This is a genomic window from Treponema sp. OMZ 805 (assembly GCF_050937395.1).
In the GTDB taxonomy this organism is placed as follows: Bacteria; Spirochaetota; Spirochaetia; order Treponematales; family Treponemataceae; genus Treponema.
In genome coordinates this window covers 276,088-302,942 of record NZ_JACCLP010000002.1, presented here as the reverse complement: position 1 = coordinate 302,942, position 26,855 = coordinate 276,088, and the positions used below count along the sequence as shown (strand labels likewise).

Annotated in this window: 25 protein-coding genes and 1 tRNA gene; 6 read left to right on the top strand and 20 right to left on the bottom strand. The window is 46.8% G+C overall.

Annotated features, from left to right (window positions below; genetic code table 11):
- The first annotated feature begins 45 nt into the window (after positions 1–45).
- The 6 genes from HGH47_RS03235 (at position 46) to HGH47_RS03210 (ending at position 7,283) form a co-directional block, all read left to right on the top strand.
- A complete protein-coding gene (locus HGH47_RS03235; RefSeq protein WP_432910321.1) occupies positions 46–2,853 on the top strand; it encodes an InlB B-repeat-containing protein in 2,808 nt (935 codons plus the stop codon).
- A 149-nt stretch (positions 2,854–3,002) separates the two neighbouring features.
- Positions 3,003–3,074: transfer RNA gene (locus HGH47_RS03230), tRNA-Gly, on the top strand.
- A 184-nt stretch (positions 3,075–3,258) separates the two neighbouring features.
- Complete coding sequence (fliS, locus tag HGH47_RS03225) at positions 3,259–3,705, top strand: flagellar export chaperone FliS (RefSeq protein WP_253675552.1); 447 nt, start codon at positions 3,259–3,261, stop codon at positions 3,703–3,705.
- Between the two features lie 4 nt (positions 3,706–3,709).
- Complete coding sequence (locus HGH47_RS03220; protein ID WP_253675553.1) at positions 3,710–4,186, top strand: flagellar biosynthesis protein FlgN; 477 nt, start codon at positions 3,710–3,712, stop codon at positions 4,184–4,186.
- Positions 4,187–4,237: 51 nt separating this feature from the next.
- Entirely contained in the window at positions 4,238–4,963 is a 726-nt protein-coding gene (locus HGH47_RS03215) for a transporter associated domain-containing protein (protein ID WP_432910317.1), read from the top strand.
- A gap of 277 nt (positions 4,964–5,240) precedes the next feature.
- Complete coding sequence (locus tag HGH47_RS03210) at positions 5,241–7,283, top strand: methyl-accepting chemotaxis protein (protein WP_432910315.1); 2,043 nt, start codon at positions 5,241–5,243, stop codon at positions 7,281–7,283.
- Between the two features lie 300 nt (positions 7,284–7,583).
- Here the strand turns inward: HGH47_RS03210 and HGH47_RS03205 are convergent, their stop codons facing one another.
- The 20 genes from HGH47_RS03205 to rplU form a co-directional block, all read right to left on the bottom strand.
- The gene (locus tag HGH47_RS03205) at positions 7,584–8,654 is read right to left on the bottom strand and encodes an LptF/LptG family permease (RefSeq protein WP_432910312.1); all 1,071 of its coding nucleotides are present in this window, start codon (positions 8,652–8,654) and stop codon (positions 7,584–7,586) included.
- Positions 8,651–9,769 carry an LptF/LptG family permease gene (locus HGH47_RS03200; protein ID WP_432910310.1) on the bottom strand — a complete coding sequence of 373 codons (1,119 nt, stop codon included), beginning with the start codon at positions 9,767–9,769 and terminating at the stop codon, positions 8,651–8,653. The genes HGH47_RS03205 and HGH47_RS03200 overlap by 4 nt, the downstream gene beginning before the upstream one ends.
- A 93-nt stretch (positions 9,770–9,862) precedes the next feature.
- Positions 9,863–10,318, bottom strand: a complete 456-nt coding sequence (dut, locus tag HGH47_RS03195) for a dUTP diphosphatase (RefSeq protein ID WP_253675557.1) — start codon at positions 10,316–10,318, stop codon at positions 9,863–9,865.
- Between the two features lie 35 nt (positions 10,319–10,353).
- Positions 10,354–12,456: a polyribonucleotide nucleotidyltransferase gene (gene pnp / locus HGH47_RS03190; RefSeq protein WP_253675558.1), complete on the bottom strand. Its 2,103-nt coding sequence runs from the start codon at positions 12,454–12,456 to the stop codon at positions 10,354–10,356.
- A gap of 164 nt (positions 12,457–12,620) precedes the next feature.
- Complete coding sequence (gene rpsO / locus HGH47_RS03185) at positions 12,621–12,890, bottom strand: 30S ribosomal protein S15 (protein WP_212565330.1); 270 nt, start codon at positions 12,888–12,890, stop codon at positions 12,621–12,623.
- Between the two features lie 3 nt (positions 12,891–12,893).
- Positions 12,894–13,721: an FAD synthetase family protein gene (locus tag HGH47_RS03180; RefSeq protein WP_432910305.1), complete on the bottom strand. Its 828-nt coding sequence runs from the start codon at positions 13,719–13,721 to the stop codon at positions 12,894–12,896.
- A gap of 61 nt (positions 13,722–13,782) precedes the next feature.
- The gene (truB, locus tag HGH47_RS03175; RefSeq protein ID WP_432910302.1) at positions 13,783–14,979 is read right to left on the bottom strand and encodes a tRNA pseudouridine(55) synthase TruB; all 1,197 of its coding nucleotides are present in this window, start codon (positions 14,977–14,979) and stop codon (positions 13,783–13,785) included.
- Positions 14,966–15,343, bottom strand: a complete 378-nt coding sequence (rbfA, locus tag HGH47_RS03170) for a 30S ribosome-binding factor RbfA (protein ID WP_212565338.1) — start codon at positions 15,341–15,343, stop codon at positions 14,966–14,968. The genes truB and rbfA overlap by 14 nt, the downstream gene beginning before the upstream one ends.
- The gene (gene infB, locus HGH47_RS03165) at positions 15,340–18,051 is read right to left on the bottom strand and encodes a translation initiation factor IF-2 (RefSeq protein ID WP_253675562.1); all 2,712 of its coding nucleotides are present in this window, start codon (positions 18,049–18,051) and stop codon (positions 15,340–15,342) included. Before infB ends, rbfA begins: the two co-directional genes overlap by 4 nt.
- A 7-nt stretch (positions 18,052–18,058) precedes the next feature.
- Positions 18,059–19,519: a transcription termination factor NusA gene (gene nusA, locus HGH47_RS03160; protein ID WP_212565332.1), complete on the bottom strand. Its 1,461-nt coding sequence runs from the start codon at positions 19,517–19,519 to the stop codon at positions 18,059–18,061.
- 9 nt (positions 19,520–19,528) lie between these two features.
- Positions 19,529–19,978, bottom strand: a complete 450-nt coding sequence (gene rimP, locus HGH47_RS03155) for a ribosome maturation factor RimP (protein WP_212565340.1) — start codon at positions 19,976–19,978, stop codon at positions 19,529–19,531.
- Between the two features lie 216 nt (positions 19,979–20,194).
- Complete coding sequence (locus tag HGH47_RS03150) at positions 20,195–21,580, bottom strand: HEAT repeat domain-containing protein (protein ID WP_212565341.1); 1,386 nt, start codon at positions 21,578–21,580, stop codon at positions 20,195–20,197.
- Between the two features lie 144 nt (positions 21,581–21,724).
- Positions 21,725–22,075, bottom strand: a complete 351-nt coding sequence (gene rsfS / locus HGH47_RS03145) for a ribosome silencing factor (RefSeq protein ID WP_212565342.1) — start codon at positions 22,073–22,075, stop codon at positions 21,725–21,727.
- A gap of 21 nt (positions 22,076–22,096) precedes the next feature.
- On the bottom strand, positions 22,097–23,281 hold the full coding sequence (locus HGH47_RS03140) for an LCP family protein (RefSeq protein ID WP_212565343.1): 1,185 nt from the start codon (positions 23,279–23,281) through the stop codon (positions 22,097–22,099).
- Complete coding sequence (yqeK, locus tag HGH47_RS03135; protein ID WP_212565344.1) at positions 23,278–23,898, bottom strand: bis(5'-nucleosyl)-tetraphosphatase (symmetrical) YqeK; 621 nt, start codon at positions 23,896–23,898, stop codon at positions 23,278–23,280. Before yqeK ends, HGH47_RS03140 begins: the two co-directional genes overlap by 4 nt.
- Complete coding sequence (gene nadD, locus HGH47_RS03130; RefSeq protein WP_212565345.1) at positions 23,891–24,481, bottom strand: nicotinate (nicotinamide) nucleotide adenylyltransferase; 591 nt, start codon at positions 24,479–24,481, stop codon at positions 23,891–23,893. The genes yqeK and nadD overlap by 8 nt, the downstream gene beginning before the upstream one ends.
- Positions 24,478–25,752, bottom strand: coding sequence for a GTPase ObgE (obgE, locus tag HGH47_RS03125; protein WP_212565346.1), 1,275 nt, complete (start codon positions 25,750–25,752; stop codon positions 24,478–24,480). Before obgE ends, nadD begins: the two co-directional genes overlap by 4 nt.
- A gap of 124 nt (positions 25,753–25,876) precedes the next feature.
- On the bottom strand, positions 25,877–26,128 hold the full coding sequence (gene rpmA / locus HGH47_RS03120; RefSeq protein ID WP_006187878.1) for a 50S ribosomal protein L27: 252 nt from the start codon (positions 26,126–26,128) through the stop codon (positions 25,877–25,879).
- Between the two features lie 34 nt (positions 26,129–26,162).
- Entirely contained in the window at positions 26,163–26,504 is a 342-nt protein-coding gene (locus tag HGH47_RS03115) for a ribosomal-processing cysteine protease Prp (protein ID WP_212565347.1), read from the bottom strand.
- A 7-nt stretch (positions 26,505–26,511) separates the two neighbouring features.
- Positions 26,512–26,826: a 50S ribosomal protein L21 gene (rplU, locus tag HGH47_RS03110; protein ID WP_212565348.1), complete on the bottom strand. Its 315-nt coding sequence runs from the start codon at positions 26,824–26,826 to the stop codon at positions 26,512–26,514.
- Between the last annotated feature and the right edge of the window lie 29 nt (positions 26,827–26,855).

Below are 26,855 nucleotides of genomic sequence, written 5' to 3'. Positions count from 1 at the left end.
GCATAATGGAAGAAAGTTTATTCCAAATGATAAAGGAGTATCATTATGAAGATGCGAAGTATGGTACGAGGCATTCCCCTCCTGCTCCTTATGCTGTCGGGATTGGGCGTTTTTCTTAGCTGTAAAGGCCCTGTTATGCCAACAGTTTATACGGTAACCTTTGACGCGCAAGGCGGCACTGCGGTAGCGCAAGCCAAGGTAGAACAGGGCAAAACGGTACAAAAACCGAATGATCCGGCAAAGGCTCCCTTTGCTTTCGGCGGCTGGTATAAAGAAAAAGAGTGTAAAACACCGTGGGACTTTGCAACCGACACCGTTACCAAGGATATTACATTGTATGCAAAATGGACGCCTGTCGTTACCGTAATGTTCACGGTAAGCGATGGAACCGGCGGTACGCTTACGGCAAAAGCAGACGGTAAGGAATTAAAGTCGGGCGCACAGGTAAAAAAAGGTACGGATGTTACCTTTACAGCCGCCGCGGATCCCGGCTACGCCGTTGAATCTTTGAGTGTTAACGGAGAAACAAAATCCGATACGAGTATTACGGTAAAGGCGGATAAAGACTTAACGGTAACCGTGAAGTTTAAGGCGGCGGATACGGTTACTTATACGGTAACCTTTGACGCACAGGGAGGCTCTGCGGTAGCACCGATTCAGGCAGGACAGGGTAAAACGATTGCACAACCGGCTGATCCGGCAAAAGATGGGTTTACCTTCGGCGGCTGGTATAAAGAAAGCGCTTGTACAACGCCGTGGAACTTTGCAACCGATACCGTTACCGCGGATATTACATTGTATGCAAAATGGACGGCTGTTGCCCCTGCAACCGTTACCGTAACATTTGCGGTAAAAGGCGGGCACGGTACGCTTACGGCAAAAGCAGGCGATACGAACCTGACCTCGGGAGCATCAGTAAAAAAAGGTACGGATGTTACCTTTACAGCCGCCGCGGATCCCGGCTACGAAATTGATTATATATTGATTAATGAAGAAAAAAAGACCGAGCCGGAGATTACGGTAAAGGCGGATAAAGATATAACGGCAACGGTCAAATTTAAGGCACAAGGCGCTCCGGCAACGGAATTGTGCACCGTTCATTATAACGCCAGCCCGGCTGCAGGCGGTTTGATAAGCGCAAAAGACGCAAACGGTACGCCCGTTAACTCAGAAAAAAAGATAGAAAAAGGAACCGTCATGGAATTTACTGCTACACCGAATACCGGCTATGATATTTCCGGCTGGACGGGTGCAACGGCTGCATCAGATAACAAAACCGCAACACTCACCGTAACGCAAGACAGCACGGTAACGGTAACGTTTACCTTAAAAAAATACACGGTAAACTTTGACACACAAGGCGGCACAGCGGTAACGCCGCTTGAGGTAGAACACGGTAAAACAGTTCAAAAACCGGCTGATCCGGTAAAGGCTTCTTTTACCTTCGGCGGTTGGTATAAAGAAAACACTTGTACCACACCATGGAACTTTGCAACCGATACCGTTACTGCGGACATTACGCTCTACGCACAATGGAAAATTACTATTCAGTTTGCTCCCTCCAAAATGACCTGTCGGAAAAACGGCGGAGGTGATATTAACCCAGGCGACACAGTGCATGAAAATGATGAGCTTTTCTTTACTGCGACGCTGTCTACGGGACAGACGGTTGAAAAGTGGACGGTCAACGACGTGGACCAGGGTGGACAATCAAGCCCCTCTTTTTATTACAAGGTGAAAACTGCGGATGCGCCGAGCGGCTCTATAGAGGTTGACTGTGCGATAAACACCGTGGCGCATGGAACCATACAGTTTGATCCCTCCAAAATGACCTGCGAGAAAGATGGCGGAGGCGATATTACTACAGGTACCACAGTGTACGAAAATGACCGGTTATACTTTGACGCGACGCCGCCTACCGGACAGACGGTTGACAAGTGGAAGGTCAACACTGTGGAAAAAGAGCATGAAACAGACCTAAGGTTTCAGTACACCGTACGGGCTGATGATGTACAAGGCGGCGGTAGTATTCGCATTGCCTATACGGAAAAACCGGCGGCTCAAGCAACCATAAGTTTTGATCCTTCCAAAATGAAATGCCGGAATCAGAGAACCTATACTTTTGTTAACACAGGCGACACGGTGCATGAAAATGACCAGTTATACTTTTTTATCACGACGCCGCCTCCCGGACAGACGGTTGACAAGTGGAAGGTCAACAATGTCGAAAAAGAGCATGAAACAGATCCATGGTTTCATTACACCATACGGGCTGATGATATACAAGGCGGCGCTATCGCTATTGACTATACGTTCAGAACAGCGGCGCAAGCAGTTATACGCTTTGATTCTCGCAAAATGAAATGCTGGAAAGACGTTGCTCAGGATCCCCTTCCCCACGGCACACTGGTAGCTAGCGGAAGTTCCGTTGATGAGAATACTGAGCTCATATTTATCGCTCAACCTTCTGCCGGAAAGATGGCCGATTCATGGACGGTAAATGGCACTCCTGTAAAAACCGGGGATGGAAATTTGCGCTGGTATAGGGTTGGTGCGGAGGCTTCCGAGCTCCGCTTCGACTACACGGAAAACCCTGCAGAAAAGTTAGAGCTGCGGTTCGATACTTCAAAAATACGATGTACGAAACCGCTTGATACTACACTTATTAATCCCGGCATGCGGGATGAAGGAGATTTTCTCATCTTTAAAACAACAGACGGTTCTGCAGTAAAATGGAAGATAAACGATGAGTATATCGGTTTCGGAGCAATGCCGGTTCTGCAATTCCCGTTTACCAAAGAGAGTGCGAAAGAATTTGGCAACGAAAATCTTATGGAAATCAGCTATGAGTAAAAAATGAGTACGCAGGCATCTTGAAAAAACTTTTTCAAGATGCCTCGTATACGGCAGGTTTCGGCGAAAGCCGGAGCCTGCCGTATAACAAAAATTCAGATTCCGATTGACATATCAGGTGTTTTCCGGTATAATAGCTTCATATTTTTGCGGATGTCGTATAACGGCTATTACCCCAGCCTTCCAAGCTGGAGACGAGGGTTCGACTCCCTTCATCCGCTTATAACCGCATACTTACCCTTTTTAACCGAATAACCCATTAATTTTTGTTTTATGTTTAACTAATGTACTTACCGTACATCATAGTCAGCAGAAAAAGCGGAAAATTCTTCATTCAGAAGCTCAACAGACCGGTTCTTTTGCCGATAAGATAGAAGGAACACGTGATCGCATGGGGGATTAAAAATGAGTTATAACAGTCAAGCCTTAACGGCATATAAAGAGACACGTGTAAAGACGGCAAGTCCGGGGTCTCTGATTATTATGCTGTATGATGAGGGTATTAAAAACATTACCCTTGCCATTGAAGGCATGCCTGACGGAAAAATCGAAGCGGAGAATATCGAGCGCATTCACCAGTACATCTTAAAAGCGCAGGACGTTATCACCGAGCTGATGGCATCCTTAAATATGGATGAAGGAGGAGAAATTGCGGAAAATCTTTTATCGCTTTATTCATTCTTCAACCAACAGCTTTTTCAGGCCAATATGCAAAAGGAGCCGCAGCCGCTTATAACGGTACGCGATATGATGGAAGAACTGCGCGAGGCTTGGCATCAGGTTGTAAACTCTACAGCCGCCGCTACAACAGAAATAAAACCGGCCACTTCCGGTGTCAATATAGCAGGATAAGATAATGTATACAGCTACGCTTAACGATTCCGAAATTGCCGAACGGATTGCAGTCCTCAAACGGTTTAGGTCGCTGTTGGAGCAGCAACGGCTTAAATTCCGCGAATACCTCACAGTATTGGAAAAACAAGAAAAAAGTATTTCCGCCGAAAATACCGATGCTGTCCTGCAGCACACAGAACTGGAAGAGTCCATTATTGCCGAAATATTTACTATTCAAAAAGTAATCGATCCGCTGGAATATATGTACACCAATATCTGCAAGAATACGGAACATTCGGATATTCCTCATCTTAAAACGGATTTGGATGACTTACAAAAAAGAGTTTTGGCGCAAAATAAAAAAAACCGCGAGCTTCTGCAAACGCATATTACCGGTTTACGGCAGCAAATAGCGTCATTAAAACGGCCGTATGCACACAAAGAAAGCATCTATGCCGGTACGGCACGCACCGCGGCTCTCGTCGATCTCAGTTTATAGTCGATACGATCCGGACATTATGCTCTGCATCTTTTGCGCTGCACATATTGTATGAACCTTCCGTTACCGCCGCAATATCAGACAAAAGAAAAGAATCCGTCTGCATATACGCAAAAAATCGGCAGCTGTATGACGTACCGCTCCGATATTGTGTGGATCGATATTACGGATAAGAGTCAGGATATCCTTACGTTGATAAAGACGCACAGGAATTTTGACTATTTTCCGGTATGTGCAGGCAAAATCGATGCAGTTATCGGCATTGTCAGTGCACGTGATTATTTGCAAAGTAGGCTTGAAATACCACCGCCGAATCTACAAAAGATTTTAACGAAGCCGTTGTTCATTCCCGAATCGCAAACCATCAAACATACGCTTGAATTACTGAATGAGCAGAACGTACATACCGCCTGCGTTATTGACGAATACGGCGGCATCGAGGGATTTATAACCAAAGAAGGTTTGTTGGAAAGCTTGTTTAATAGAAACGTTCAGGCAGCCGGTAATACCAAGCAGCAACAGCATACGCAGGCTGACGGAAGTAGTATTGTCAGCGCACAGATGAGCCTTGACGAAATACAGGCGCTCGGACTTTTAAATGATATTGAACGCCCCCCTACCGAAGAATACTACACCCTTGCAGGCTACCTGCTTGCCCATCTTGACGCCATTCCCCGGCAGGGCGACAGCATCGACACCGGCTCTTATATCTGTACGGTACTCAGTATGCATGGACAGCGAATCGATCAGATTGCCGTAAAAAAGAAAGAAACGTAAACTCTTCATTCTTTATAAACAGTCTCCCTTTATAGCATACCCTCAATATTTACGGTTAAAAAAGAATGGCGACTCTCTTGCACAAGAGTATATTTACGGATATAATTACCCCCTCTTAAATATCAATATAAATTATATATAGCCGAAAAATCGATATTTAGGAAAACTTTATCTGAGAGAGGCTTGACACAAATGAAAGAAACCATTATTATCCCCCCCCCCCCCCCGAAAATATTTTTCAATTCGACGTAAGCTTATCTGTGTATTTGGATTACTCATGCTGCTTGCGATTTCTGTTTTAGGAATTACCGCAACAACTATTTCAAAAAAAGCGCTGTTGGAAAAAGTCCGCATCCAACTTACTGAAAAGGCGAAAGACACTGCTGCTCTGATAGATGAACGTATTAATACTTTTTTTGCCACCCTCACCGCTATCGCACGACAAGAATCTCTGAGAAAAGACATCTCGTATGAACAAAAGATTTCAATCCTTGCAAATGAACTCGCATTCAACAATTCTGAAATAAATGCATTCGGAATTTGCGACAAGGAGGGAAATGTATGGCTTACCGATGGGAAACAATCGAATGTTGCCGATCGAGAATATTATCAATCTGCACTCAATGGAAAAGCTTATGTAACGGAACCGATGTTTTCTCGGGTAACCAATGACCTTTTCACATTTTTCTCCGTTCCGATTTATGATGACGAAAAGAACATTATCGGTGTTTTATATGCACGGGTAGATGCATCAGGTCTTTCCAAAATGATATCCGATATTGTAATTGGAGAAACAGGTGACTGCTATGTTATCGGCCTTTCCGGCAATACCATCGGAGACCCTGACATTGAAGCCGTCAAGAGCCAAGAAAACAGCATGGAAAAAGCAAAAAAAGATCCTTCCTTTGTCGAAATAGCAGCATTCGAAAAAAAAGCATTGCAATCTACAGAACCGGATGTAGGGTTCTATGATTGGGACGGCGAAAAACAAATAGCTGCTTTTGGAATAATTGCAAGTACCGGATGGCGGATTATCGTTACCGCTCCTATATATGAATTTTTAGGCAGTATAACGGTTATGCAAAAACTGCTATATACCATTACAGCTATAATCTTAATATTCGCAATTATTGTCGTGTATATCACTGCATATAAAATAGTAAAGCCGATAAAGGCAGCAGTGGAGGCGTTAAAAGATATAGCGCAAGGAGAAGGTGATTTAACGGTACGCTTACCGGTCGTAGGGTATGATGAAATAACGGATCTTTCCAATTACTTTAATCAAACAATAGAGAAGATCCGTACATCGGTTAAAACGGTCGAAGATAGCTCAGAGGTTATGCAAAGTGTCGGCGAAGAGCTTGCAAGCAACATGACCGAAACGGCAAGCGCTGTACATCAAATAAATGCAAATATCGAAAGCGTTAAACAGCAAGCGCTTAGCCAAGCGGCAAGTGTTACCGAAACAGCAGCTACTATCGAAGAAATTGTACGCACTATTCGACAGCTTAACGGCAGTATCGAAACACAGGCAGCGAGTGTTGCCCAATCTTCTTCATCGATAGAACAAATGGTTGCCAATATTACATCAATCGGGCAAACACTCGGTAAAACCGACGAAGCTATCAGAAGTCTTACCGGCGCTACGGGAGACGGAAAACACACATTGATAACATCCAATGCGGTTACCAAAAAGATTGCCGAAGAATCGGGGTCTCTGATAGAAGCTTCAAGTGTTATTCAACATATTGCATCGCAAACGAACTTACTTGCAATGAATGCTGCCATCGAAGCCGCGCACGCAGGGGAAGCAGGAAAGGGCTTCGCCGTCGTCGCAGATGAAATCCGCAAACTTGCCGAAGACTCAGCTGCTCAAGGAAAAACAATAACAACAACGCTTAAAATGCTATCGGCTGAAATTGAAACGCTTTCTGATTCTTCCAAAATCGTTGAAGGAAAATTCAATACAATATTTACCCTCGCTGAACAGGTCAAAGAGATGAGTAACCACCTAACTGCGGCAATGAGCGAACAGGAACACGGCAGCAGAGAAATACTTACCGCTATCAAAAACATCAATATGGTAACATTGGAGGTTCAAGCAGGTTCCGCTGAAATGCTAAAAGGTAGCGAAGGCGTTGCGGAAGAAATGCGAAAACTGGATAACCTTACCCGCGTTATTACCGACAGTATGAACGAAATGGCTTCCGGCGCCGTACAAATCAACAATGCAGTACAGGAAGTTAATGGCATTACACAGCAAAATAAGCGGAGTATTGAAAGTTTAGTCGCAGAAGTTGCTAAATTCAAAATCAATTAGGGAAGGGAAGACACTTTTTTCGGATAAAAGATTTCTTCCCTTCCCTAGAACCCATCCTATTTTCAAAATAGCCGCTTAGGGTTCTACCCTAAGAACCCGCCGTGATTCTAGGGTTTAGTTCTGAAATAAAAGTTTCACCGTAAGGTTTTTACGGGAAACACATTTCAGTACGTCCATGGACGGACGGGGGTCGATGCAGAATCGGGGGGATGTCTCAAAAGTTGGTTACTTTCGGGACATCCCCAACCCGCCTTTGTTCTTGGGCTTAGTTCTGAAACGGAAGTTTAGCAGGTATGATTTTTACGTGCGCGCTATTCTCAGCATGGCGATGCTCAAAAACGTGAAAATTAAAAGAGGGAGAAATGCGCCTGCAAGCGGGGAAATATACTCCCATTTTGCAAAAAGCATGGTCATCATCTCGGTAACATAATAGAGAACTGCAAGGGCTAAACTAAAGAGCAAACTCATCAGTAGGATATTTTTTTTAAAGCGGCCGCCGATGGAAACGGAAAAAAATAAAACTATGAACGTTGTAAATGGGAATGAAAAGCGCCGGTAATATTGCGAAAGGTATTCATGGTAAGGTAACCCCATTTTTTTTAAATTATTGATAAAGAGTTTTGCCTGTGCAATGGTCATCTCATCAATAGATGTAATATTCCGTTGAAAGGTTTCGGGATGTTCGGAAAAAAGTTTTTCATCGATTGAATCTTGGTAGAGAACCTCATTGTCGGCGGTAAAGGTATAGATTGATTTATCCGTTACCACCCAATGATCGTCCTGCCACCGTGCAGAATTACCTTTTATAACGGTAGAAATATCGCCTGCTTCGGTTCGCATCACGATCAGCACATTGCTCAATTCCTTTTGAGTGTCATCGTAATAATCGGCAAAATACACAACCTTCCCCGACTCGGATAAAATAACCAAATCACTGCTATTCAAATTCTGTTGAGGTTCCAATATAGAATTTACCAGTGCAATTTTCTGTTTCTGAAAGTGAATTAAGATACGATCCTCAAAATAAAACATCCCTATCGATAACAAAAATCCGCACAGCACAAGCGGAGCCACCAACACGGTGAGCGGCATACCGGATGCAAAAATAGAGGTGAGTTCATTTTTTGCGTACATATTTCCCATTGTATATGAACTGGCAAACAGCACTGAAAGCGGCATTGCAAACGATATACACTTGGGTAAATATAAATACATCACCCGCAGCAGTGTAACAAAGCGTGCTTGGTTTTGCAAATACTGTGGTAAATTGAGAAAAAGATCGCCGAGCTGCAGGAGCAAAATAAAAAATAAAATCGTTATCACAAAGACAGGAAAAAAGAGCTGCAGCAAATATCGTTGAAGAATTTTCATCTGAATAATTTTTTCCCCAGCAACACAATGGATGCGGCAAAGACCATAATATTGGGTACCCACATGGCGGTGGTACCGTTCCAATCAAGCCGTAAACAGAGCGTCTGCCCGCCCATAAACAGCGCCCAATATGCAACAGCTATTAAAAGCCCCAATACAAAACCGACACCTTGATTATGTACCTTACCGGCGCTGCTGATGGCAAAGGCAAGTAATACAAAAAAGAAGGCGCCGAAAGGAATGGAAAATTTCTTATGAAATTCCATCCAATACAGATTGAGTGTCCGATTATCTTCGTTTTGCGTTTGTTTTTCTTTTATATCCTTATAGAGATCAAGTGAGGACATTTCGGACGGCCCGATCGTGTTAAAATAAGAAGATTTAATACTCTTTGCAAGTACATTGTAGGTTACCGCTTCGCCGTTCACCGCATCGTATTTTTTTTTATCCGAAGGATCTAAAATAAGAAGGTGCGGCAGCGCCATTTTAAGTGACATCACGATTGACGGATCATCTGACTTTTTAATCTCGGCAGTCTGTGTACCAAGTATACGGAATGCTTTATCCGCATTCTTATCAACGATCAAAAGATTGTGGATTTTTCCGTCCTGTATCAATCCCGTTACAACAACCGCATTACGATTGCGCTTTACGGAATAAGAAGCAAGCTCCAGCGCAGGGGTTGAGGTTGCAATATCCCAATAGACACGCCGAAAATTAACGGCGCTGGCAGGCAGCAACACATCATTGGTAAAAAAGGAAACAATCGAAACTACCAAACCGACCAGCAACACCGGTAACATTAAAAAGCGGGGCGAAATCCCCAGTGCATTCATAGAAAGAAATTCCAAATCACTGACGAAACGACCGATGCCCATAAGCGTACCGATCAAGGCGGCAAAGGGAGCTGCATTCGCGATAACCGCAGGCAGCGAATACAGCATCAGCAATGCCACATCTTTAAAAGGAGCTTGTTTTGAAAGAACATCTTCCGCCAATAACAGAATATTATTAACAAAAAAGATAAAGAATAAAAACAAAAAGCAGACAAAAAAGTACAGCAGCATCTCTTTAGCAATATATAAAAAAAGCTGCTTTTGTCTTATGCCCCTCATATTCTCTTCAATCTCCGAAACGTAAAAATGCTAATAGCTCCGAATACGGCGGCAGAGGCATTTTTCTTTTTATAATAGCTCCAATGTATCGATTTACGCGATGCCGGTGGAACCGTACCCGTCCGCACCCCGGCCTGTTTTTGAAAGCACATCAGTTTGTACGAAAGTTACCTGTACGGCTTGAGCAACTACGGCTTGCGCAATTCTGTCGCCGTTCCGGACGGTAAAGGGTTCGCTACCGAGGTTTACCAACAGCACACAAAGCTCCCCGCGGTAATCGGAATCAACCGTACCGGGTGTATTGAGCACCGTAATGCCGTACTTTAACGCAAGCCCTGACCGCGGACGCACTTGCAGCTCATAGCCCACAGGTAGTTCGACAAAAAGCCCCGTCGGGATGAGCTTACGTTCCATCGGGTTCAGCGTTACCGGTTCCGCCAAATATGCATGTAAGTCTGCACCCGCGGAACCGGATGTTTGATATTCAGGCAGCAAGGCTCCATCCTTGAGTATGGAAAAGACCCTTACTGCCCCATCAGCGATGCTCACGATTTATCCTCTACTAACGAATGAACAGCTGCCGTTTAACGGCTTGCGTTTTTTTCCTGTTCTTCGCAAGCGTCGATATACGAAAGATTTAAGCGGCCAAGCTTATCGATTTCCAAAAGCTTGACGGGTACTTTTTGTCCTTCCTGCAGTACATCGGAAACTTTTTCGATGCGGCTGCGCGACAGTTTGGAAATATGGCAAAGCCCTTCTTTGCCGGGCAGAATTTCGATAAAGGCGCCGAAATCCTTGATGCACTTAACGGTACCTTCATAAATTCTGCCGACCTCAGGATCTTCCACGATGCCGGTAACCGCAGCCTTGGCGCCGAGTGCGGATGAAGAATCACGCCCGTAGATGGTAACCGTACCGTCGTTCTCGGTATTGATTGTTACATGGTATTGTTCGGACAACGCCTTGATAATTTTTCCGCCCGGTCCGATGAGCGCTCCGATCTTATCAACCGGAATCTTGAGCGTTTCAATCCGCGGCGCATACTTGGACACCTGCTCGGACGGTTTGGAAATAGTTTGGTTCATAATGCCGAGGATATGGAGTCGGCCTTTTTTTGCCTGCTCGAGCGCTTTTTTCATAATCTCAGCGGAAACGCCGGCGATTTTAATATCCATCTGGAAGCCGGTGATACCTTCTGCAGTACCGGCAACTTTAAAGTCCATATCGCCGAGGTGGTCTTCTTCTCCCAGAATATCGGAGAGTACCGCAAAGCGGCTTCCGTCGGTGATGAGTCCCATTGCGATACCGGCTACCGGTTTTTTCATCGGGACGCCGGCGTGCAGCAGCGAAAGCGTACCGCCGCACACGGTTGCCATTGACGAAGAACCGTTGGATTCAAGTATCTCGGAAACGACACGGATGGTATACGGGAACGCTTCTCTGGACGGAATCATCGGCATCAGCGAGCGGTGCGCAAGGTGCCCGTGCCCGATTTCGCGGCGTCCGGTTCCAAGCCGTCCCACCTCACCGACCGAATAGGGCGGGAAGTTATAATGCAGGATGAAGTTCTCACGGCGGTCACCTTCGATATCGTCATAGACTTGTTCGTCAAACACGGTACCGAGCGTAACAACGGCGAGCGACTGCGTTTCCCCGCGGGTAAACACTGCGGAACCGTGCGGGCGCGGCAGTACGCCGATTTCACAGGTAATGGGGCGGATATCTTCCAAGCCGCGTCCGTCAACCCGCAAGCCTTTTTCCAGTATGTTTTCGCGCAAAATATGGTATTCCATATCGTCGAATAAAGCGGCAAAGAGCTTCGCCTGTGTTTCATCGGCGAGCTGCTCCGCGTATTCTTCGGCTAAAGCCTTTCTGATAACATCGCAGGCTTCGCGGCGCTCTACCTTCCCCTTTGTATATAAGGCTTTGGAAAGTTCGGGATACGCCTTTGCATAAATGGCATCTTTATTTGCAAGTGTTGCATTCACCGGTGCAAGCGGCAATTTTTCCTTTCCGCACGCTGCACGGAGCTCATTTTGCAGCGCACACATCGCTTTGATAAACTCGTGAGCCTTCTCCAAAGCCTTGAGCATCACCTCTTCCGAAACTTCGTGAGCGCCGCCTTCAACCATCGTAATGCCCTCGGCGGTACCCGCGACAACGATTTCCATATCAGCCTTTTCAATCTGGCTGAACGTCGGATTTATCACAAACTCACCGTCGAGATACGCTACGCGGGCGCCCGCTACCGGCCCGTTAAACGGAATATCGGAAATAACAACCGCAGCCGAACTTGCAATAACCGCTAAAATATCCGGCGGATTGGTCATATCCGAGGAAATACAGGTCGGTACAATCTGAATTTCCCGCCCAAAAGCTTTTTCAAACAACGGCCGCATCGGACGATCGATGAGCCGCGAAACTAAAATCTCTTTATCCTTAGGACGGCCTTCACGTTTAATAAAACCGCCCGGTATCTTTCCCGCTGCATAATATTTTTCGTTATAATCGACGGTTACCGGCACATAGTCGAGTCCCTCAACTGCCGTAGACGACGCACACACCGTCGCCAACACTGCGGTTCCGCCGTACTGCGCATAAATAGCGCCGTTTGCCTGTTTTGCCAGATGGCCTGTCTCTAAAATTAACTCTTCATTTCCGATCTTGTACGTTACTCTCTGTCTCATAATCTTTCCTTCTACTAATTACAATTTCTCAAACTACTTATAAAAAACGGCTACCCATCCGTTTCCGATAGGTAACCGTCTTATGCTGCTTAAATCAATAGCAAGCGCCTCTAAAATTCAAGTGAAATTTTAAAAAGCCCGTATATGCGTTAAGCAGCCTGATCTTACTTACGTAAGCCTAATTCCTTAATGAGGGCACGGTAGCCTTCGAGGTTGGTACGCTTGTAGTATTTCAGCAAGCGCCGACGCTGTCCTACCAATACCAAAAGTCCCCGCTGACTGCTCTTATCCTTTTTATTGATTTTGCAGTGCTCGGTGAGCTGGCGGATCCTATCGGTCAGCAAGGCAATCTGAACTCTGGTATTGCCCGTATCTTTTTCGTTTGCACCGAATTTCATAACAATCGATGCAGTGTTTTCTTTTGTAAGTGCCATTTCTTACTCCTTCCGTATAAATTCCAATTTATGTATCAATGTTCCTGCTGCAGCGGACGGAACCGGCGCTGGGGTCTCTTCGGAAACTTCAAGCAAAGTATCCGTCACTTTCACCTGTACGGGAATAATCACCCCCGACCGTAAATATGCGCAGGCTGAATACTGTCCGCTCTGTGGGAGAATCTGTGTTACCGCCGACTTTTCGATAGACCATACAGTGTTCTCTCTCCGCTGGACTATTTTTTCGACATCTAAGAAAAAAGGATACCCGAGAAGGTCTTTTGCAAGGGTAAAATCAGCTTGTTCAACGGCCTGCCGTATCGCGCTTGAGCTGATACGCACCTGCCGTGCCGAATAAAGCTGTTCAATGGAATCAAAACAAAAGCCCCTTTCACGAGCAAGGCGCTGTAAGTCCCCTACTCCCGTATCGTGGCGATACCCGCAGGTAAAATCACTGCCAACGGCAAGATATTTTATGCAGATAGTTTTTATTAGTATGTCAAAAAAAACAGCGCCTTTCATTCTAGCAAAATCAGCGGAAAAGTCAATCAGCACCGTAAAGCTAAATCCTTGCTCGGCAAATTTTTGCAGCCTCATTTCCAGTGTAGAAACATCGCCTGTATACATGTTGCCTGCCTTAACCGACCGAGGAGAGCGGAAAAAAGTGATGATTCCTGCGGGGATACCCTTACGCTGCGCAGCCTTCAACACCGCCGATAAGATACGCTCGTGCCCGCGGTGCGGCCCGTCAAACCCGCCTATCGAAATAGCGGAACCTTGCGGATATATGTTTTCTTCTTTTATTAAATCATCCCAATAGATAATCTTCATCACTCCAGCCTATCAGGGTAAACGTATCAGATTCTTTGTGATATACACCGCACGAATCAATTTACGCATCTGATGCGTTTACCCTGCCCCTGTTAAATACTATTTGATAATGAAACCGGTTGCCGTTTTTTGTGATCAAACCTGCGCAACGTCCTTCGTAAAACACTGCGATAGTTCCGCCGTCCGCAAGCGGCTGCGCACCGGTAAACCAGTGCCTACTGATGGGCTTCCCGTTCATAAATGCAGGATAATATTTTGCTTGAAGTTCCGCCGTCTGAAAATGTATAGCACGGCTAATCGCTTCGCTTAAAGGTAGCGCAGCTTGCCTTACCTCTTCTTCGGTAACCGAATACGATGCAGGCGGCGAATCCGGCACGTACGCTCCACACTGCCCTACCCTTCTATCATAGACGGATTTCGGCGCTGCGCGGGTTGAATCCGCATCTGCCGCATTCACCGCAGCGCTCCCGAACGGCTGCAGCGCCGAAAAGCCTGCCGCCTGTTCAAGGGTAAACGGCCCGACTGCCGTTCTTCGAAGCGCATAGACATACGCGGCAGAACCGCATCGATGGGCAATATCCCGCACCAATGAGCGGATATACGTCCCCTTGGAACAGCGCACGCACAGCACGGCGCCAAGGACTTTTTGAACTGCGACCGCTTCGGATTTTTCGGCGCCTAATCCTTTTTGAACCGTACTCAATGCGGCTACATTATCGCCGGAATGGTCGGCGCCTGTATCCGCACCGAAATTTTCAGCCCTCGTATCAGTGTCCGGGGCATAAAAAACTTCTTCAATATCGATGCTATAGACGGTAACGGTTCGAGGCGGAACGGTTACCGCTTCTCCGCGCCGTATTCTATCGGAAAGTCGCTCCCCCGCCTGCTTTACCGCCGAATAAACAGGCGGCACTTGCTCGATGGTTCCGGTCAGCTGCTTGATTGCCGCAATAAAGTCGGCATACACCGGAAGCGGCTTTTCGGCGATGACGGTGCCTTCGGGGTCAAGCGTATCGGTTTCTTTTCCAAAATAGAACAGCACGCGGTAGGTTTTATCGAAATCCGTGATATACGGCACCAGTTTGGTTAATCTCCCCGAAAGCAATACGAGTAAACCGTCGGCAAAGCTGTCGAGCGTGCCGGTGTGCCCTACTTTCTTAGTGCCGAGCGCATGCTTTACCTGCCAGAGGGAGGTAAAACTGGTTATACCGGACGGTTTTGCAAAGGGGATAATAAATTGAGGTTCACTCTTGGGCATTGTTCCCGGAATCCGACGCGGCTTCTAAGGCTTCAAGCTTTTTTACCATATTAAAGCCTTCTTCGATGCTTTCGTCATAGATAAAAGTAAACTGAGGACACTGATGGATATGCAGTTTTTTTGCCAAGTTCGTGCGGATAAATCCCGCCGCGTTTTCCAATCCCCTGACACCCTGCTTTGTCTTGTGCGCATCCATAAAGCTGGAAACGTACACCTTTGCATACGCAAGATCGCCGGACACTTCCACCCTGTTTATCGAAAGAAAGTTGGAAACGCGCGGGTCTTTTATCTTTCCCGAAAAAATCAGCTGAGAAATTTCCTCGCGGATTTGCTCTGCGAGTTTATCCAAACGGAACTCACTCATTCGGCTGCTTCTCCGTGATCGCCGGTATGGGCTTCGGGCGCTTCATAATGCTGCGTATCCGCCAACTTGCGTGCCACCTCAACGGTTTCGATAATCTCAAGCTGGTCGCCGACCTTTATATCGTTGAAGTTCTCAAGCGCAATACCGCATTCGTAACCTGCAGCCACTTCTTTGACGTCATCCTTAAACCGGCGCAAGGACGCAAGCTTACCTGAGAACACCACAATACCGTCCCTGATAAGATGAACCGTACTGCTCCGTTTTACCGTACCTTCAAGCACGTAAGAACCGGCGATATTACCGACCTTAGGTACCTTAATGACGCTGCGGATTTCAGCCATACCGATAACGTTTTCTTTAATATCGGGACTGAGCATTCCTTCCATAGCCTGTTGAATTTCTTCAACGGCTTTATAGATAACGTTATACTTGCGGATATCGACTTTTTCCTGCTCTGCAAGCGCCTTTGCCTGTGATGTGGGGCGGACATTGAAGCCGATAATAATCGCATTGGAATCCGCTGCGGCAAGCATAACATCGGAGTCATTGATAGCGCCGGCAGAAGCATGGATAACATTCAAGCGTATTTCTTTGGTAGACAGCTTTTCAAGCGACTGCTTTAAGGCCTCTACCGAACCCTGCACATCACCTTTGATAATTACTTTGAGTTCAAGGACTTCGCCGTCGGTAATCGTTTCATACAGATTATCGAGCGTTACCTTCTTCACATTGCGAGAGTCTTCAAACCGCTTGAGCTCCTGCCGTTTTAACGAAATCTGACGAGCCATACGCTCAGATTCGGTTACTTGGAAAGGATCCCCTGCATTGGGCATTCCTTCAAGTCCTAAAATCTCTACCGGCATACTCGGTGTCGCTTCGTCAATCTTTTCGCCTTTGTCGTTAAAGATAGCGCGGACACGCCCCGAATACACACCTGCCACATAGGGATCGCCGGTATGGAGCGTTCCACGTTGTACGATAATCGTTGCGACAACACCGCGCCCGTGATCGATCTTTGATTCAATAACCTTTCCTTCCGCGCGGCAATCGTAATTTGCCTTTAACTCCAGCACTTCCGCCTGCAACAGAATTGCATCGAGCAGGTCGTCGATACCTTTTTTCTGCAAGGCTGAAATAGGAACGTATATCGTGTCTCCACCCCATTCTTCGGCAACAAGGCCGAGTTCACCAAGGCGGGTCTTTATCTTATCGGGGTTCGCTTCCGGTTTATCGACCTTATTGATTGCAACGATAATCGGAACCTTTGCATCCTTTGCGTGGTTCAGCGCTTCAATCGTCTGAGGCATAACGCCGTCATCGGCTGCGACTACCAACACGACGATATCGGTAACCTCAGCGCCACGCGCGCGCATCATCGTAAATGCCTCATGGCCGGGCGTATCGAGGAAGGTGATATTTCCCTTGGGGGTAGACACCATATAAGCGCCGATATGCTGAGTAATGCCGCCGAACTCCTGTGCAGTAACATTGGTACTGCGGATAGCGTCGAGTGTTTTGGTCTTACCGTGGTCTACATGTCCCATAATAGTAACAACCGGCGGCCGCGTCAGCAGCTCGGCATCTTCATCACTCACAGTCTCGATAATGGTTTCATCATAGAGGCTGACGATTTTAACATCGCATTCGTATTCCGAAGCAAGGATGGTTGCAGTGTCCGCATCAATGGACTGATTCATCGTTACCATCATGCCCATTTCCATTAGTTTGCCGATAAGTTCAGAGGCTTTAAGGTTCATCTTCCGAGCTAACTCCGCAACGGAAATGGATTCCATCATCTCGATGCTCTTAGGAACGGCGCTTACCTTTTCTTTAGCCTTCTTCTTTTGCTGCAGTAGCTTCTCTTCAAAGAATTCGCTCTCCTGATCCTTGCGTGAATAAGTCTTTTTGCCCTTAAACGCTTTTTTAGTATTCTGTTTGTTGGTTTCAAGCGGCATCGGGCTTGACATCGGCCGACCGCCGCCGCCTCTATTCTGTCCGCCTTGGAAACCGGGCTTATTGAAACCGCCTGTACGCGGTCTATCTGACGAATAGCCGCCCATGCGGCCTCCGCGATTGTTCTCACCGCGTCCATCTTGCTGCGTTCGCCCCTGTCCGCCTGCAAAACCGGACTTATGCCGATTCCCTTGGTTACCGAAACGGCTAACCGGTTTTGAGCCGCCCGCGAGATTCCCCGCGCGCCTATCAGGGCGTTTGCTGCTTAAATCCAGCGAACGGATTTGATTTTTATTATCCGATTGCGTCTGTTGAGTCTGAGATTGGGTTTCGGCACTCTCTCTCCGTATCGGTTTTTCATGCCGGTTCTTATCATAGCGCTCTGTGCGTTCGCCGCTGTGCTTTTGTACACGTCGGTTTTCTTCATTCTGTGCATACCCTGAATTTTTTCGTTCCGAAGCCTGCGCAGGATGCTCCGCCGTTTTTTTCAGCTGAGCGGAATGATCCGTAGGAGTCGAAGATACAACAGGGCGCCGCTTCTGCTCACCGGCAGGTCGATTCCCTGCAGTGTTTGATGGGGCGGAATTCGACGCGGGATGCGCCACCGGCTTGAGCTTACGCTTTATGGTTCGTACCGGTCTCTGCTCTGCAGTTTGCTGTACCTGAGGCTGAGCTACCGGCGTCGAAGCCGGTTCAGGCCTTGCCTTTTTGAGAATAACTTTTTGTTCCTGAGTATTTTCGATACCTTCTGCCATACAACTCCTATTCTTCGTCCTCATATTCAAAACTTAAACCGACACCACAGCTAGGACAGACTGTCATATCGATCGTAATCGGCGCCCCACATTCGGGACATTCGTATACTTCTTCTTCCGCATCTTCAATAGGCGCAGACATTGTTTGATTTTCAGGCTGTGTTTCCTGCTCCGGCGCTTGATTTTCATCAACAATCTCAAATGCTTCGTTGATTAACGCCTCAAGAGTATTAACTTTTTCTTCCGACATACCGGGAAGCGCACAAAGTTCTTGATGCGGAGCATCCAAGAACTGCTCAACTGTTTCAATATGATTCTCATGCAAGAGCGCCAAAACATCGGGGTCAATCCCCTCAACTTCCGTCAGCAAAATAGCCTCATCATTGAACAGCTCTTCTGCCGCCTTACGAGTCTCGGCGTGAATATCCATCTCTTGGAACTGTTTTTCTGTTTTGACGTCGATACTCCAATCCGCCAGCCGGTTTGCCAACCGGACATTCAAGCCTTGCTTTCCAATGGCAATTGAAAGCTGACTCTCCGCAACAACGGCAAGCGCCGTACGCTTTTCCGTATCAAGAATAACAACATCTAATACCTCGGCGGGAGAGAGAGCATTGGCAATAAATACTGCCGGATCGCTTGAATACTCAAGCACATCGATTTTTTCTCCCTCCAACTCGGTAATAATCGTCTGAATACGAGCGCCTTTTGGACCGACACAGGCGCCGACGGGATCTACATCCTCCCTATGAGAGATAACAGCGACCTTTGTCCGGTAACCGGGTTCACGGACAATTTTGTACAATTCAACAATATTATCGTAAATTTCAGGAACCTCAAGCTCCATTAAACGGCGCACAAAATCGGGGTCGGTACGAGACAGGATAAGCTGTACGACATTCGATTGCCGGTGTTTTTTTACTTCCTTTATAAGCGCTTTTATTCTATCGTTCGGATGATATATTTCCTGAGGCAGCTGAAATTTCCGCGGCAAAAGACCTTCGACTTTTCCGAGATCGACATAAATATTATCGTTTTTCTTCCGTTGATAATAGCCGATGATAATCTCGCCCTCTTTCGCCTTATACTCGGAATAAATGCTGTCCTTTTGGATTTCTCTCGTGGATTGATGCACGCGCTGTACACCCGCTTGAATCGAACCGCGCTTAAAATCCTTAGGATCCAGCTCAAAAAGGAGTTCATCACCGAGTTCGCAGTCAGGAGCAAGTTTTGTTGCCTCTTCTATGTCTACCTCAAGCACGGGGTTCACAACATCATCAACGATCTTTTTACGTGCATAGATATTTACTGCATCATCACCGATAATAACAACTGCATTCGCATCGGTTTTAAAGGCTGTTTTGTATGCAGCTTTTAATGTTTGTTCAACAATTTTAAATGCAAGATCTTCATCCAGTTCTTTTTCTAACGCGAATTTACGGACGTCTTCAATTTTTACCCCAGCCATCACGACTCCTTAGATCTTATTCAATTTCGCTTTTTTTATATCCGCATACCGGATATTTCTTTGCCCGCCGGAACTATTTAAACAGAGACCCGTCGAATCCGCAGCCAGCAATTCTCCCTCAAGCCAATCGGGACAGGAAACTTCCAATACCTTTATATTTTCTCCAATAAAGGCTTGAAATTCCGCTGCATTTTTTATTACTCTGTTAAGCCCCGGAGAGCTTACTTCCATTTGAATATCCTGAGAATTGAGCAAAACCTCTGCACGCGATAATAACGCTCGATGTACCTTTGAGCAATCGTCAATTCCAACTCCATTTTTACTGTAGATAACGGCCTTTACCAGCCACATTGTTTTTTGATGAACAATCTGCAAATCAACCAATTTATATCCGAGACCGGTAACCAGTTGTTCATAATCGGTAAAATACGGAACGGTTTCTTTTTGCACATATTCCATTGCATCAACTCCCGTAAACAAAAAAAGAGCCGTTTGAACGACTCCTGCCTAGACTTATAAGGATAATAAAGTTCTTTATGGATAGTACCATAAAGAAAAAGTTTATGCAAGCCATAGGTTTCCGCCTGTATCGATGCCGGTAGCCAGTCAATCGGCTAAAACCAACGCTGCCAAGACATACCCTACGCCAAGGCAGCAAGCATAACGCCAAGCCCGTTATTCCAGCAATCGCCGGGCGCGGCGCTGTAGTGCACCCTGTTTTTCGTCTTGTGCGATAGCTTCTACTAAGGCGCGGGCGTCCGCGGAAGCATTTGTCTTAAACATATCAAGCCCGATGCTTTTGGTTAACACATCATCGCTCTGTAAAAAAGCTTTGCAAATTTCCGTCGTTGCAGTATTTTCGATTTTTGCAATTTCCTTACCGAATTCATACCGCAGTTTCTTTTGCTTGTTGTCCGTTACGGTTCCCAGCACCACCGTATCCAAATCAGCGGCAAGCGCCGTAGAATTGTGCTTTAACGCCGCGCTGAGGATTGTAATCCGTAATTTTTCGCTCTTTTTAGCATCGCGGAATGTTTCGGCAAGCCATGCATTACCTTCTGCCGTATTCAGCACAGCCAGCGTTTCTACCGCTGCAAACCGAACCGCATCCGTCGGGTCATACTTTGCGCGGTATAACACATACGGCGCTGCTTCCTGCATCTTTGTCTTTTGTACGGTTTTTAAAGCTTCGAGCCGAACCTTATAATAGCTGTCTTTAAATCCCTGTAAGATGAGCTTTCGTGTTTCGTCCGTATCAAAAGAAGCAGCGCCCCGTATTGCAGCTTCCCGCAGCTGCGGTTCCGGCTGTTCGAAAAATTCTGCCAGCAGAGGCACAATATCGGGGTTCCCCATTTGGGCAAGACCGGCAACAGCGCTGGAGCGGACGTAAATATTCTCGTTTTCATCCTGCGCCCGCTCAAGTAAAAACGCACGGGTATCTTCGCTATGCAGCTTTTCGAGCGCAGCCATAATCGTCTGTTTTAAAATAAGCTCCTGCTTTGCATCATCGATTGTCAAGCTATCAAAATAGTCTGCTAAAAAAGCGGCATCTTCATCGCCGCCGATTTCGCCTAATACGGAAACCGTTTCCGCGCCATACTCCGCCGTATCTTGAGTCAGCATTTTTTGCAGCGCTTCGTTTAAGGCGGGGGTAAGTTCCGGCTTTACCGCTGCAAGGTAAGACAGCACCGCCTTTACCAGTGTCCGCTGCTGGGCTTCATAATCTTCCAATACTGCAACCGCAGCTTCCGTCAATTGAGGATCTTCATATTTTTGGTACAGACCGAAAAGGCCTTCACGCACGGCAGGACTCTTTGTCTCCGTAAAAAGGCGGTTAAAATCGCTTTGCAGCGTTTCAAAATCCCGCTTATCTACCTTATTGACTACTTCAAGTATTTCCGATTCCAACCCGTACTGCAATGCTTGTTGGGCTTTTTCAATCTCATCAAGCTCTTGTTTTTTATCTTCCGTTGTCTTTGATGGAGCTGTATCCGCAGCTGCATATATCGGCGCTATGAGTACCGACAGCGCAACCGATATCGTAAAAATGAGTCTTTTCATCACAATACTCCTGCAATCATTATCGGAATTCCAAGATTTTACTTTTAAGAATCATCGATACTTTGGAAGTGCTGATTAAAGCAAGGAGCGCATTTAATCAGTGTTTCTCTATCATTACAAATTGCCCTTATTTTACATTACCCCTTACGCTAATAGATTGGGGCTGTCATACCACAAACGTTCAAGGTCGTAGAATTTTCGGGCGGTGGGGCTCATTAAATGCACAACGATGGAGCCGAAATCGAGCAGCTTCCATTCGTCGCCGTCGGGACTTTTTCTGATAGTCCGGTATTCCTCAATCTGCATCTCTTTTGCCGCTTCCATAATTTTGCCTTCAAGGCCGCCGGCTTGTTTACCGCTCGCTATAGTCGCGATCACAAAAAAGTCCGTCCAAATATGAGCCGACCGTAAATCGAGCACTACCACCGATTCCGCTTTAAGATCGCGCAAAATCGTTCCGAATGTTAATGCAGCCTGTTCAAAATTAACTTCCATAATATTTTCTTATCCTCTTCTCTATTTTTTTTGCCGTACCGAATAGCCGTTAAAATCTTTACCGAGTATCAACGTAAAGTCGACATTCGTTTCGCTGCCGGAATGATCGTCGCCGATTTGGGCGGATTCGATATTTTCGCAACGGACAACCTGCCCGACAATCTTTGCCACCGCCTCGTTCCCGATTCTATCGATTAGAACAGTATGCTCAACTCCCGTTTGCGCCGCATTCCCGACACGGATAACATCATACCCAAAACTCTGATACAGCTCGGAGGCAGTCCGCGCAAGCCCGTTTACATCGGTTCCGTTTAAAACTTCCAGCGCATAAACCCGCTCTAACGTGGTACCCTCTTTTGAAGCAAGTGCCGCAAGCGTCTGTCCGATAATTTCCTTTATCTGCTGACCGTCACGGAACGGAAAGAGCAATTCTTTTGAATCGACGATACGCACGGCGCCGGTTAAACGCTGAGGAACCAATCGCTCCGAATCGATTTTGCAGAGATATTCCAAAAGTTGCTTTAAATTTCCGCCGGTAACATTGCCGTGCAGCAACGGGCTGAACACTTTAAACTGTTCTTTTTCGAGCATTTCGGGATGTTCATATAAACTGCGGAGAAAGGCCAATACCGCTTTTTGCTTACGGGTTACCGCTTCGTCCTCGGCATCCGCCTCATCTTCATACAATAGATAGTCGCGAACCTTATCGCCGTCCAACAGCACCGAACCGGAGGGGAGCAAAATCTTTCCGTATTGCTCTGAATCGATATCTACCGAAGAAGGGATAAAAACCGAAATGCCGCCGAGCAAGTCGGTTAAATGCATAAAGTCGGTCAGCGAACATACGATATAGAACGGGATTTCAACACCGGTCAGTTTTTCAATTTCGTCTTTATAAACAGCAGCGCCTTTTTCCGTATAAAGCGAGCCGATGCCGCCGGTACGTCCAAGCTGAGGTAAAATCAACCCGATATTCGCAGGAATATCGAACATTGCTGCGCGCCGCGTTTGCGAATAGTGAGCGATAACATTCGTAGAAATAGGGACATTATCATTTTCAATGACAAACAGCACCTTGAGCACATTATCCTCGGAAAGGGACGTGCTGATAGGGTCGACATTGAGATTCCGTGCCACAATCACCCCCGAAGGAATGAGCATCGCTAAGATGAGCAATAAAAAGATGATGTTTTTTCCCTCTTTCAATTTCCTTCCTCCCGATGGGGTATTTTCGTCTCTCTTTCTTTTAAAAACCGATATGTTTTATAGGTACACGCCTGCACTGTTTGTCCTTTTGACTCCACAAAACCGATAACCTCTTTCAGCACTTCAAGAAAAAGCTCATCAAGGGTCAGCCGTGCAACCTTTTCCCGTAAGTAATCGCAATTTTTCCGGCCGGGTTCAATTTTATCCGCAATATAGATAATCCGCCCCAGCACATCAAACTTTGTAGAAGCGGAGGTGTGATAGCGTACCGCATTTAAAAGCGATTTTTTATGAATACCGTAATGCTCCTGCAATAAAACCGCCGCTGCCCGCCCATGCAATAACTCGGAATTTGCCGTTTCGTCAGGGGTAACCGGTTGCCCGTCCGTCCGTACCGTGCGGAGTAAAAAACCGATAGGTTTTTCTTTGCACATATCGTGGGAAATACCGGCAAGATAGCAGAGCCGCTGCAACCTGTGTCCGTACCCGTACCGGCGGGCAAGTTCTTCCGCATAAGAGGCAACCCTGCATGAATGTTCATAGCGGTAATCGGAAAGATTGGCTCGTGCATATCTATCCAGCGCTGTGATGAATTTTTCAATACGGATATCATTCATAGAGTTTATGTTCTTTAATATACGAGTATACGGCTGAAGGTACAAGATAGCGCCAGCTCTTTTTTTCTTGTATGGCCGCCCGTATTCCGCTTGAAGACACCGGCAGCAGGGCATTATCTACCCTTAAATGAGGAACCGTACCCGCGGTGTCGGCTTGTTCCGTAGAATACCGGTCTATAATGCGGTTTCCTACCATTATATTGGCATAATCGGGTATGCGCTCCGCTTCATGCCAGCCGCTAAAGCCTTCCAGTAAATCATCACCGATAATCAACCCGATTTTTCCTTTGCACTGCGGAAATTTTTTCTTTAGAAACTTCAACGTATCGATGGTATACGAAACACCTTGCCGCTCAATCTCGCAGGGTTCGCAGTAAAAGGCAGGATTATCGGCGATTGCGAGTTTGACCATCGCGAGTCTGTCTTCGGCGGTACAGCCGGAATGCCCGTCTTTAAAGGGAGATAAGAAGGCGGGGACAAAGGCTACGGTGTCGTACCCGTAACGGAGGGCAACCGCATCGGCAAGCATTAAATGGCCGATATGAATAGGATTGTAAGATCCGCCCAATACGGCGAGCCTCATTTTTTACCCTTCCGCTTGCGGCTTAAACTCACCGTTGCGCCGAAACCTTCTTGCTGCACGTAAACGGGCGCTTCCAGCTCCGCATACATAAAGTTGTTGTCCGCCGCAGCCGTACCTGCCCATAAACCTTGGGCGGTAACATCATCGCCTAAATCGACACCGGATGCCGTGCCGACTGGAGTGTTGCCGAATGCGCCGCCGTATACAGCTCCGCCGGATGGAACAGTACCGGATATTCTCTCCGCCGCTGCTTCGGAACTCTTGCCTGCATCTGCAACGGCAAGCTCTTCTACCAGCGCCGCAAACGCATCGCGGACTTCGTCCAATCCCCAGCGGTTAAACACCGAAATACCGAGTACGGGCACATCGGAAAGTTTTTCCCGCAGGGTTTTGAGCCGTTCTTTTGTTCCCTCAAGGTCGAGCTTGGTTGCGATAACAATCCGTTTTTTTGCAGCCAATTCTTCCGAATAGGCTGCAAGCTCTCCGCAGAGGGTATCATACGCGGTTAAGTAGTTTTCATCGGAAAGGTCGATCAAAAAGGCCAACCCCGCCGTCCGCGAAATATGCTTTAAAAAGCGAATACCGAGTCCGATCCCCTCCGAAGCGCCCTCCAATATCCCCGGTATATCCGCGATGATAATATCTTGTTCCTCATCGATACGGAGTACGCCGAGGTTCGGTATTTTGGTAGTAAACGGATAGGGCGCAATCTTAGGGCGGGCATTGGTAAAGTAATCCAACAGAGAGGACTTACCGGCATTAGGAAAGCCGACAAGTCCGATATCGGCGATGATATTCAACTCAATTTTAAGCCGTCGGGTCTTGCCCTCCTGCCCCGGCAAAGCGGTGCGCGGCGCTTGATTGGTGGAGGTTTTAAAATGACAATTCCCCCAGCCGCCGTTACCGCCGGTCAAGAAAGGGATAAGCCCCTCAGTCCGGTCGCCGAAATCGTAGACAAGCTCATCGGTATCGGCATCTTTAATAATACAGCCCGGCGGGAGCGGAATAATACAGTCGGCGCCCTTTGCACCGAATCGTTTTGAACCTTGCCCATCCAAGCCGTTTTTTGCCCGGAATACACGCTTATGGCGTAAATGCACAAGCGTGCGCATATTCCGCTTAATCTCAAACAGCACATCGCCGCCGCGCCCGCCGTCGCCGCCTGCCGGGCCGCCTTTAGGTACGTATTTTTCCCGCCGGAACGCAATACAGCCGTTTCCGCCCTTTCCCGATGAAACTTCGATTAAAGCTTCATCCGCAAATTGAATCATCGCCTTGTTTCCTTCTCGAAAAAAAAGCCGGCATGAGAGCCGGCTTACAACAGAGCAGCTCTAAAAACTCGGTTAGATTTTTAGAGTTGCCAATATCATTGCGGAATTAACCGCTCGTCCATCCCTACGCTTGCGTTACAGATGCTAAATGTCTGCCATTGCGGTGATGATACACAACCGTACCGTCTACAGTTGCAAATAAGGTATCATCCTTGCCGCGGCCGACATTATCGCCCGGATGGATAGGAGTTCCGCGCTGACGTACTAAAATAGAACCGGCTTTTACCGTCTGCCCGCCGTATACCTTAACGCCCAAATATTTCGGGTTTGAATCTCGTCCGTTTTTTGCACCGCTTCCGCCTCGTTTCCGTGCCATAGTAGCCTCCTCATATTAGGGTATGACTTAAAAGTCAGTTACCTTTTCGCCATCCCCGCTGTATCTTTTTGCATTGAACCGCTTGCGGATATTCTTCCTGTAAAGAAGTTATCCCAAGCCATAAAAATTCCGCTGCATACCGTAATTTTTCGCTTTGCGTTTCGTCATAGCTGAGTACCCGAAAGGAAAGCGAACCGCGCTGTTCCGCACTGACATCAGCTTGCACGGAACCGAGCGCTTGTACAGTCGTCCTTAAAAGGATCGTTACGGCTGCACACACAATATCATGTCCTTTAATGCCGCTATTCGCATGGCCGGAAGCTTCAACGGAAAGGAGATGTCCCTTTTCATCAAGCTCCAAAAGGACTTGTATCATTCCGCGCTTACACCCCGGTAATCGAATTAACCGTTAAATAGGTGTAGTGCTGGCGATGCCCGATTGTGCGGTGATAGTCTTTCTTGCTCTTGTACTTGTATACAATCACTTTCTTATCACGCATACTCTCTTCAACCGTTGCCGAAATTTTCGCGCCCGCAACGTAGGGAGCTCCAACAGACACTTTACCGTCATTGTTAACCAGCAAAACGGTATCGATATCGATAGCCGTTCCCTTTGGTTCATTGATCTTATCTACCAGAATCTTGGAACCTTGTTCAGCCTTATACTGTTTGCCTTTATATTCAAAAAGTGCGTACATAAAAACCTCTGTTTACATTTCCACGGAAG

Coding starts and splice junctions, on each gene's coding strand:
- HGH47_RS03235 (WP_432910321.1), top strand. CDS start 46: ATGAAGATGCGAAGTATGGTACGAGGCATTCCCCTCCTGCTCCTTATG.
- fliS (WP_253675552.1), top strand. CDS start 3,259: ATGAGTTATAACAGTCAAGCCTTAACGGCATATAAAGAGACACGTGTA.
- HGH47_RS03220 (WP_253675553.1), top strand. CDS start 3,710: ATGTATACAGCTACGCTTAACGATTCCGAAATTGCCGAACGGATTGCA.
- HGH47_RS03215 (WP_432910317.1), top strand. CDS start 4,238: ATGAACCTTCCGTTACCGCCGCAATATCAGACAAAAGAAAAGAATCCG.
- HGH47_RS03210 (WP_432910315.1), top strand. CDS start 5,241: ATGCTGCTTGCGATTTCTGTTTTAGGAATTACCGCAACAACTATTTCA.
- HGH47_RS03205 (WP_432910312.1), bottom strand. CDS start 8,654: ATGAAAATTCTTCAACGATATTTGCTGCAGCTCTTTTTTCCTGTCTTT.
- HGH47_RS03200 (WP_432910310.1), bottom strand. CDS start 9,769: ATGAGGGGCATAAGACAAAAGCAGCTTTTTTTATATATTGCTAAAGAG.
- pnp (WP_253675558.1), bottom strand. CDS start 12,456: ATGAGACAGAGAGTAACGTACAAGATCGGAAATGAAGAGTTAATTTTA.
- rpsO (WP_212565330.1), bottom strand. CDS start 12,890: ATGGCACTTACAAAAGAAAACACTGCATCGATTGTTATGAAATTCGGT.
- HGH47_RS03180 (WP_432910305.1), bottom strand. CDS start 13,721: ATGAAGATTATCTATTGGGATGATTTAATAAAAGAAGAAAACATATAT.
- truB (WP_432910302.1), bottom strand. CDS start 14,979: ATGCCCAAGAGTGAACCTCAATTTATTATCCCCTTTGCAAAACCGTCC.
- rbfA (WP_212565338.1), bottom strand. CDS start 15,343: ATGAGTGAGTTCCGTTTGGATAAACTCGCAGAGCAAATCCGCGAGGAA.
- infB (WP_253675562.1), bottom strand. CDS start 18,051: ATGGCAGAAGGTATCGAAAATACTCAGGAACAAAAAGTTATTCTCAAA.
- nusA (WP_212565332.1), bottom strand. CDS start 19,519: ATGGCTGGGGTAAAAATTGAAGACGTCCGTAAATTCGCGTTAGAAAAA.
- rimP (WP_212565340.1), bottom strand. CDS start 19,978: ATGGAATATGTGCAAAAAGAAACCGTTCCGTATTTTACCGATTATGAA.
- HGH47_RS03150 (WP_212565341.1), bottom strand. CDS start 21,580: ATGAAAAGACTCATTTTTACGATATCGGTTGCGCTGTCGGTACTCATA.
- rsfS (WP_212565342.1), bottom strand. CDS start 22,075: ATGGAAGTTAATTTTGAACAGGCTGCATTAACATTCGGAACGATTTTG.
- yqeK (WP_212565344.1), bottom strand. CDS start 23,898: ATGAATGATATCCGTATTGAAAAATTCATCACAGCGCTGGATAGATAT.
- nadD (WP_212565345.1), bottom strand. CDS start 24,481: ATGAGGCTCGCCGTATTGGGCGGATCTTACAATCCTATTCATATCGGC.
- obgE (WP_212565346.1), bottom strand. CDS start 25,752: ATGATTCAATTTGCGGATGAAGCTTTAATCGAAGTTTCATCGGGAAAG.
- rpmA (WP_006187878.1), bottom strand. CDS start 26,128: ATGGCACGGAAACGAGGCGGAAGCGGTGCAAAAAACGGACGAGATTCA.
- HGH47_RS03115 (WP_212565347.1), bottom strand. CDS start 26,504: ATGATACAAGTCCTTTTGGAGCTTGATGAAAAGGGACATCTCCTTTCC.
- rplU (WP_212565348.1), bottom strand. CDS start 26,826: ATGTACGCACTTTTTGAATATAAAGGCAAACAGTATAAGGCTGAACAA.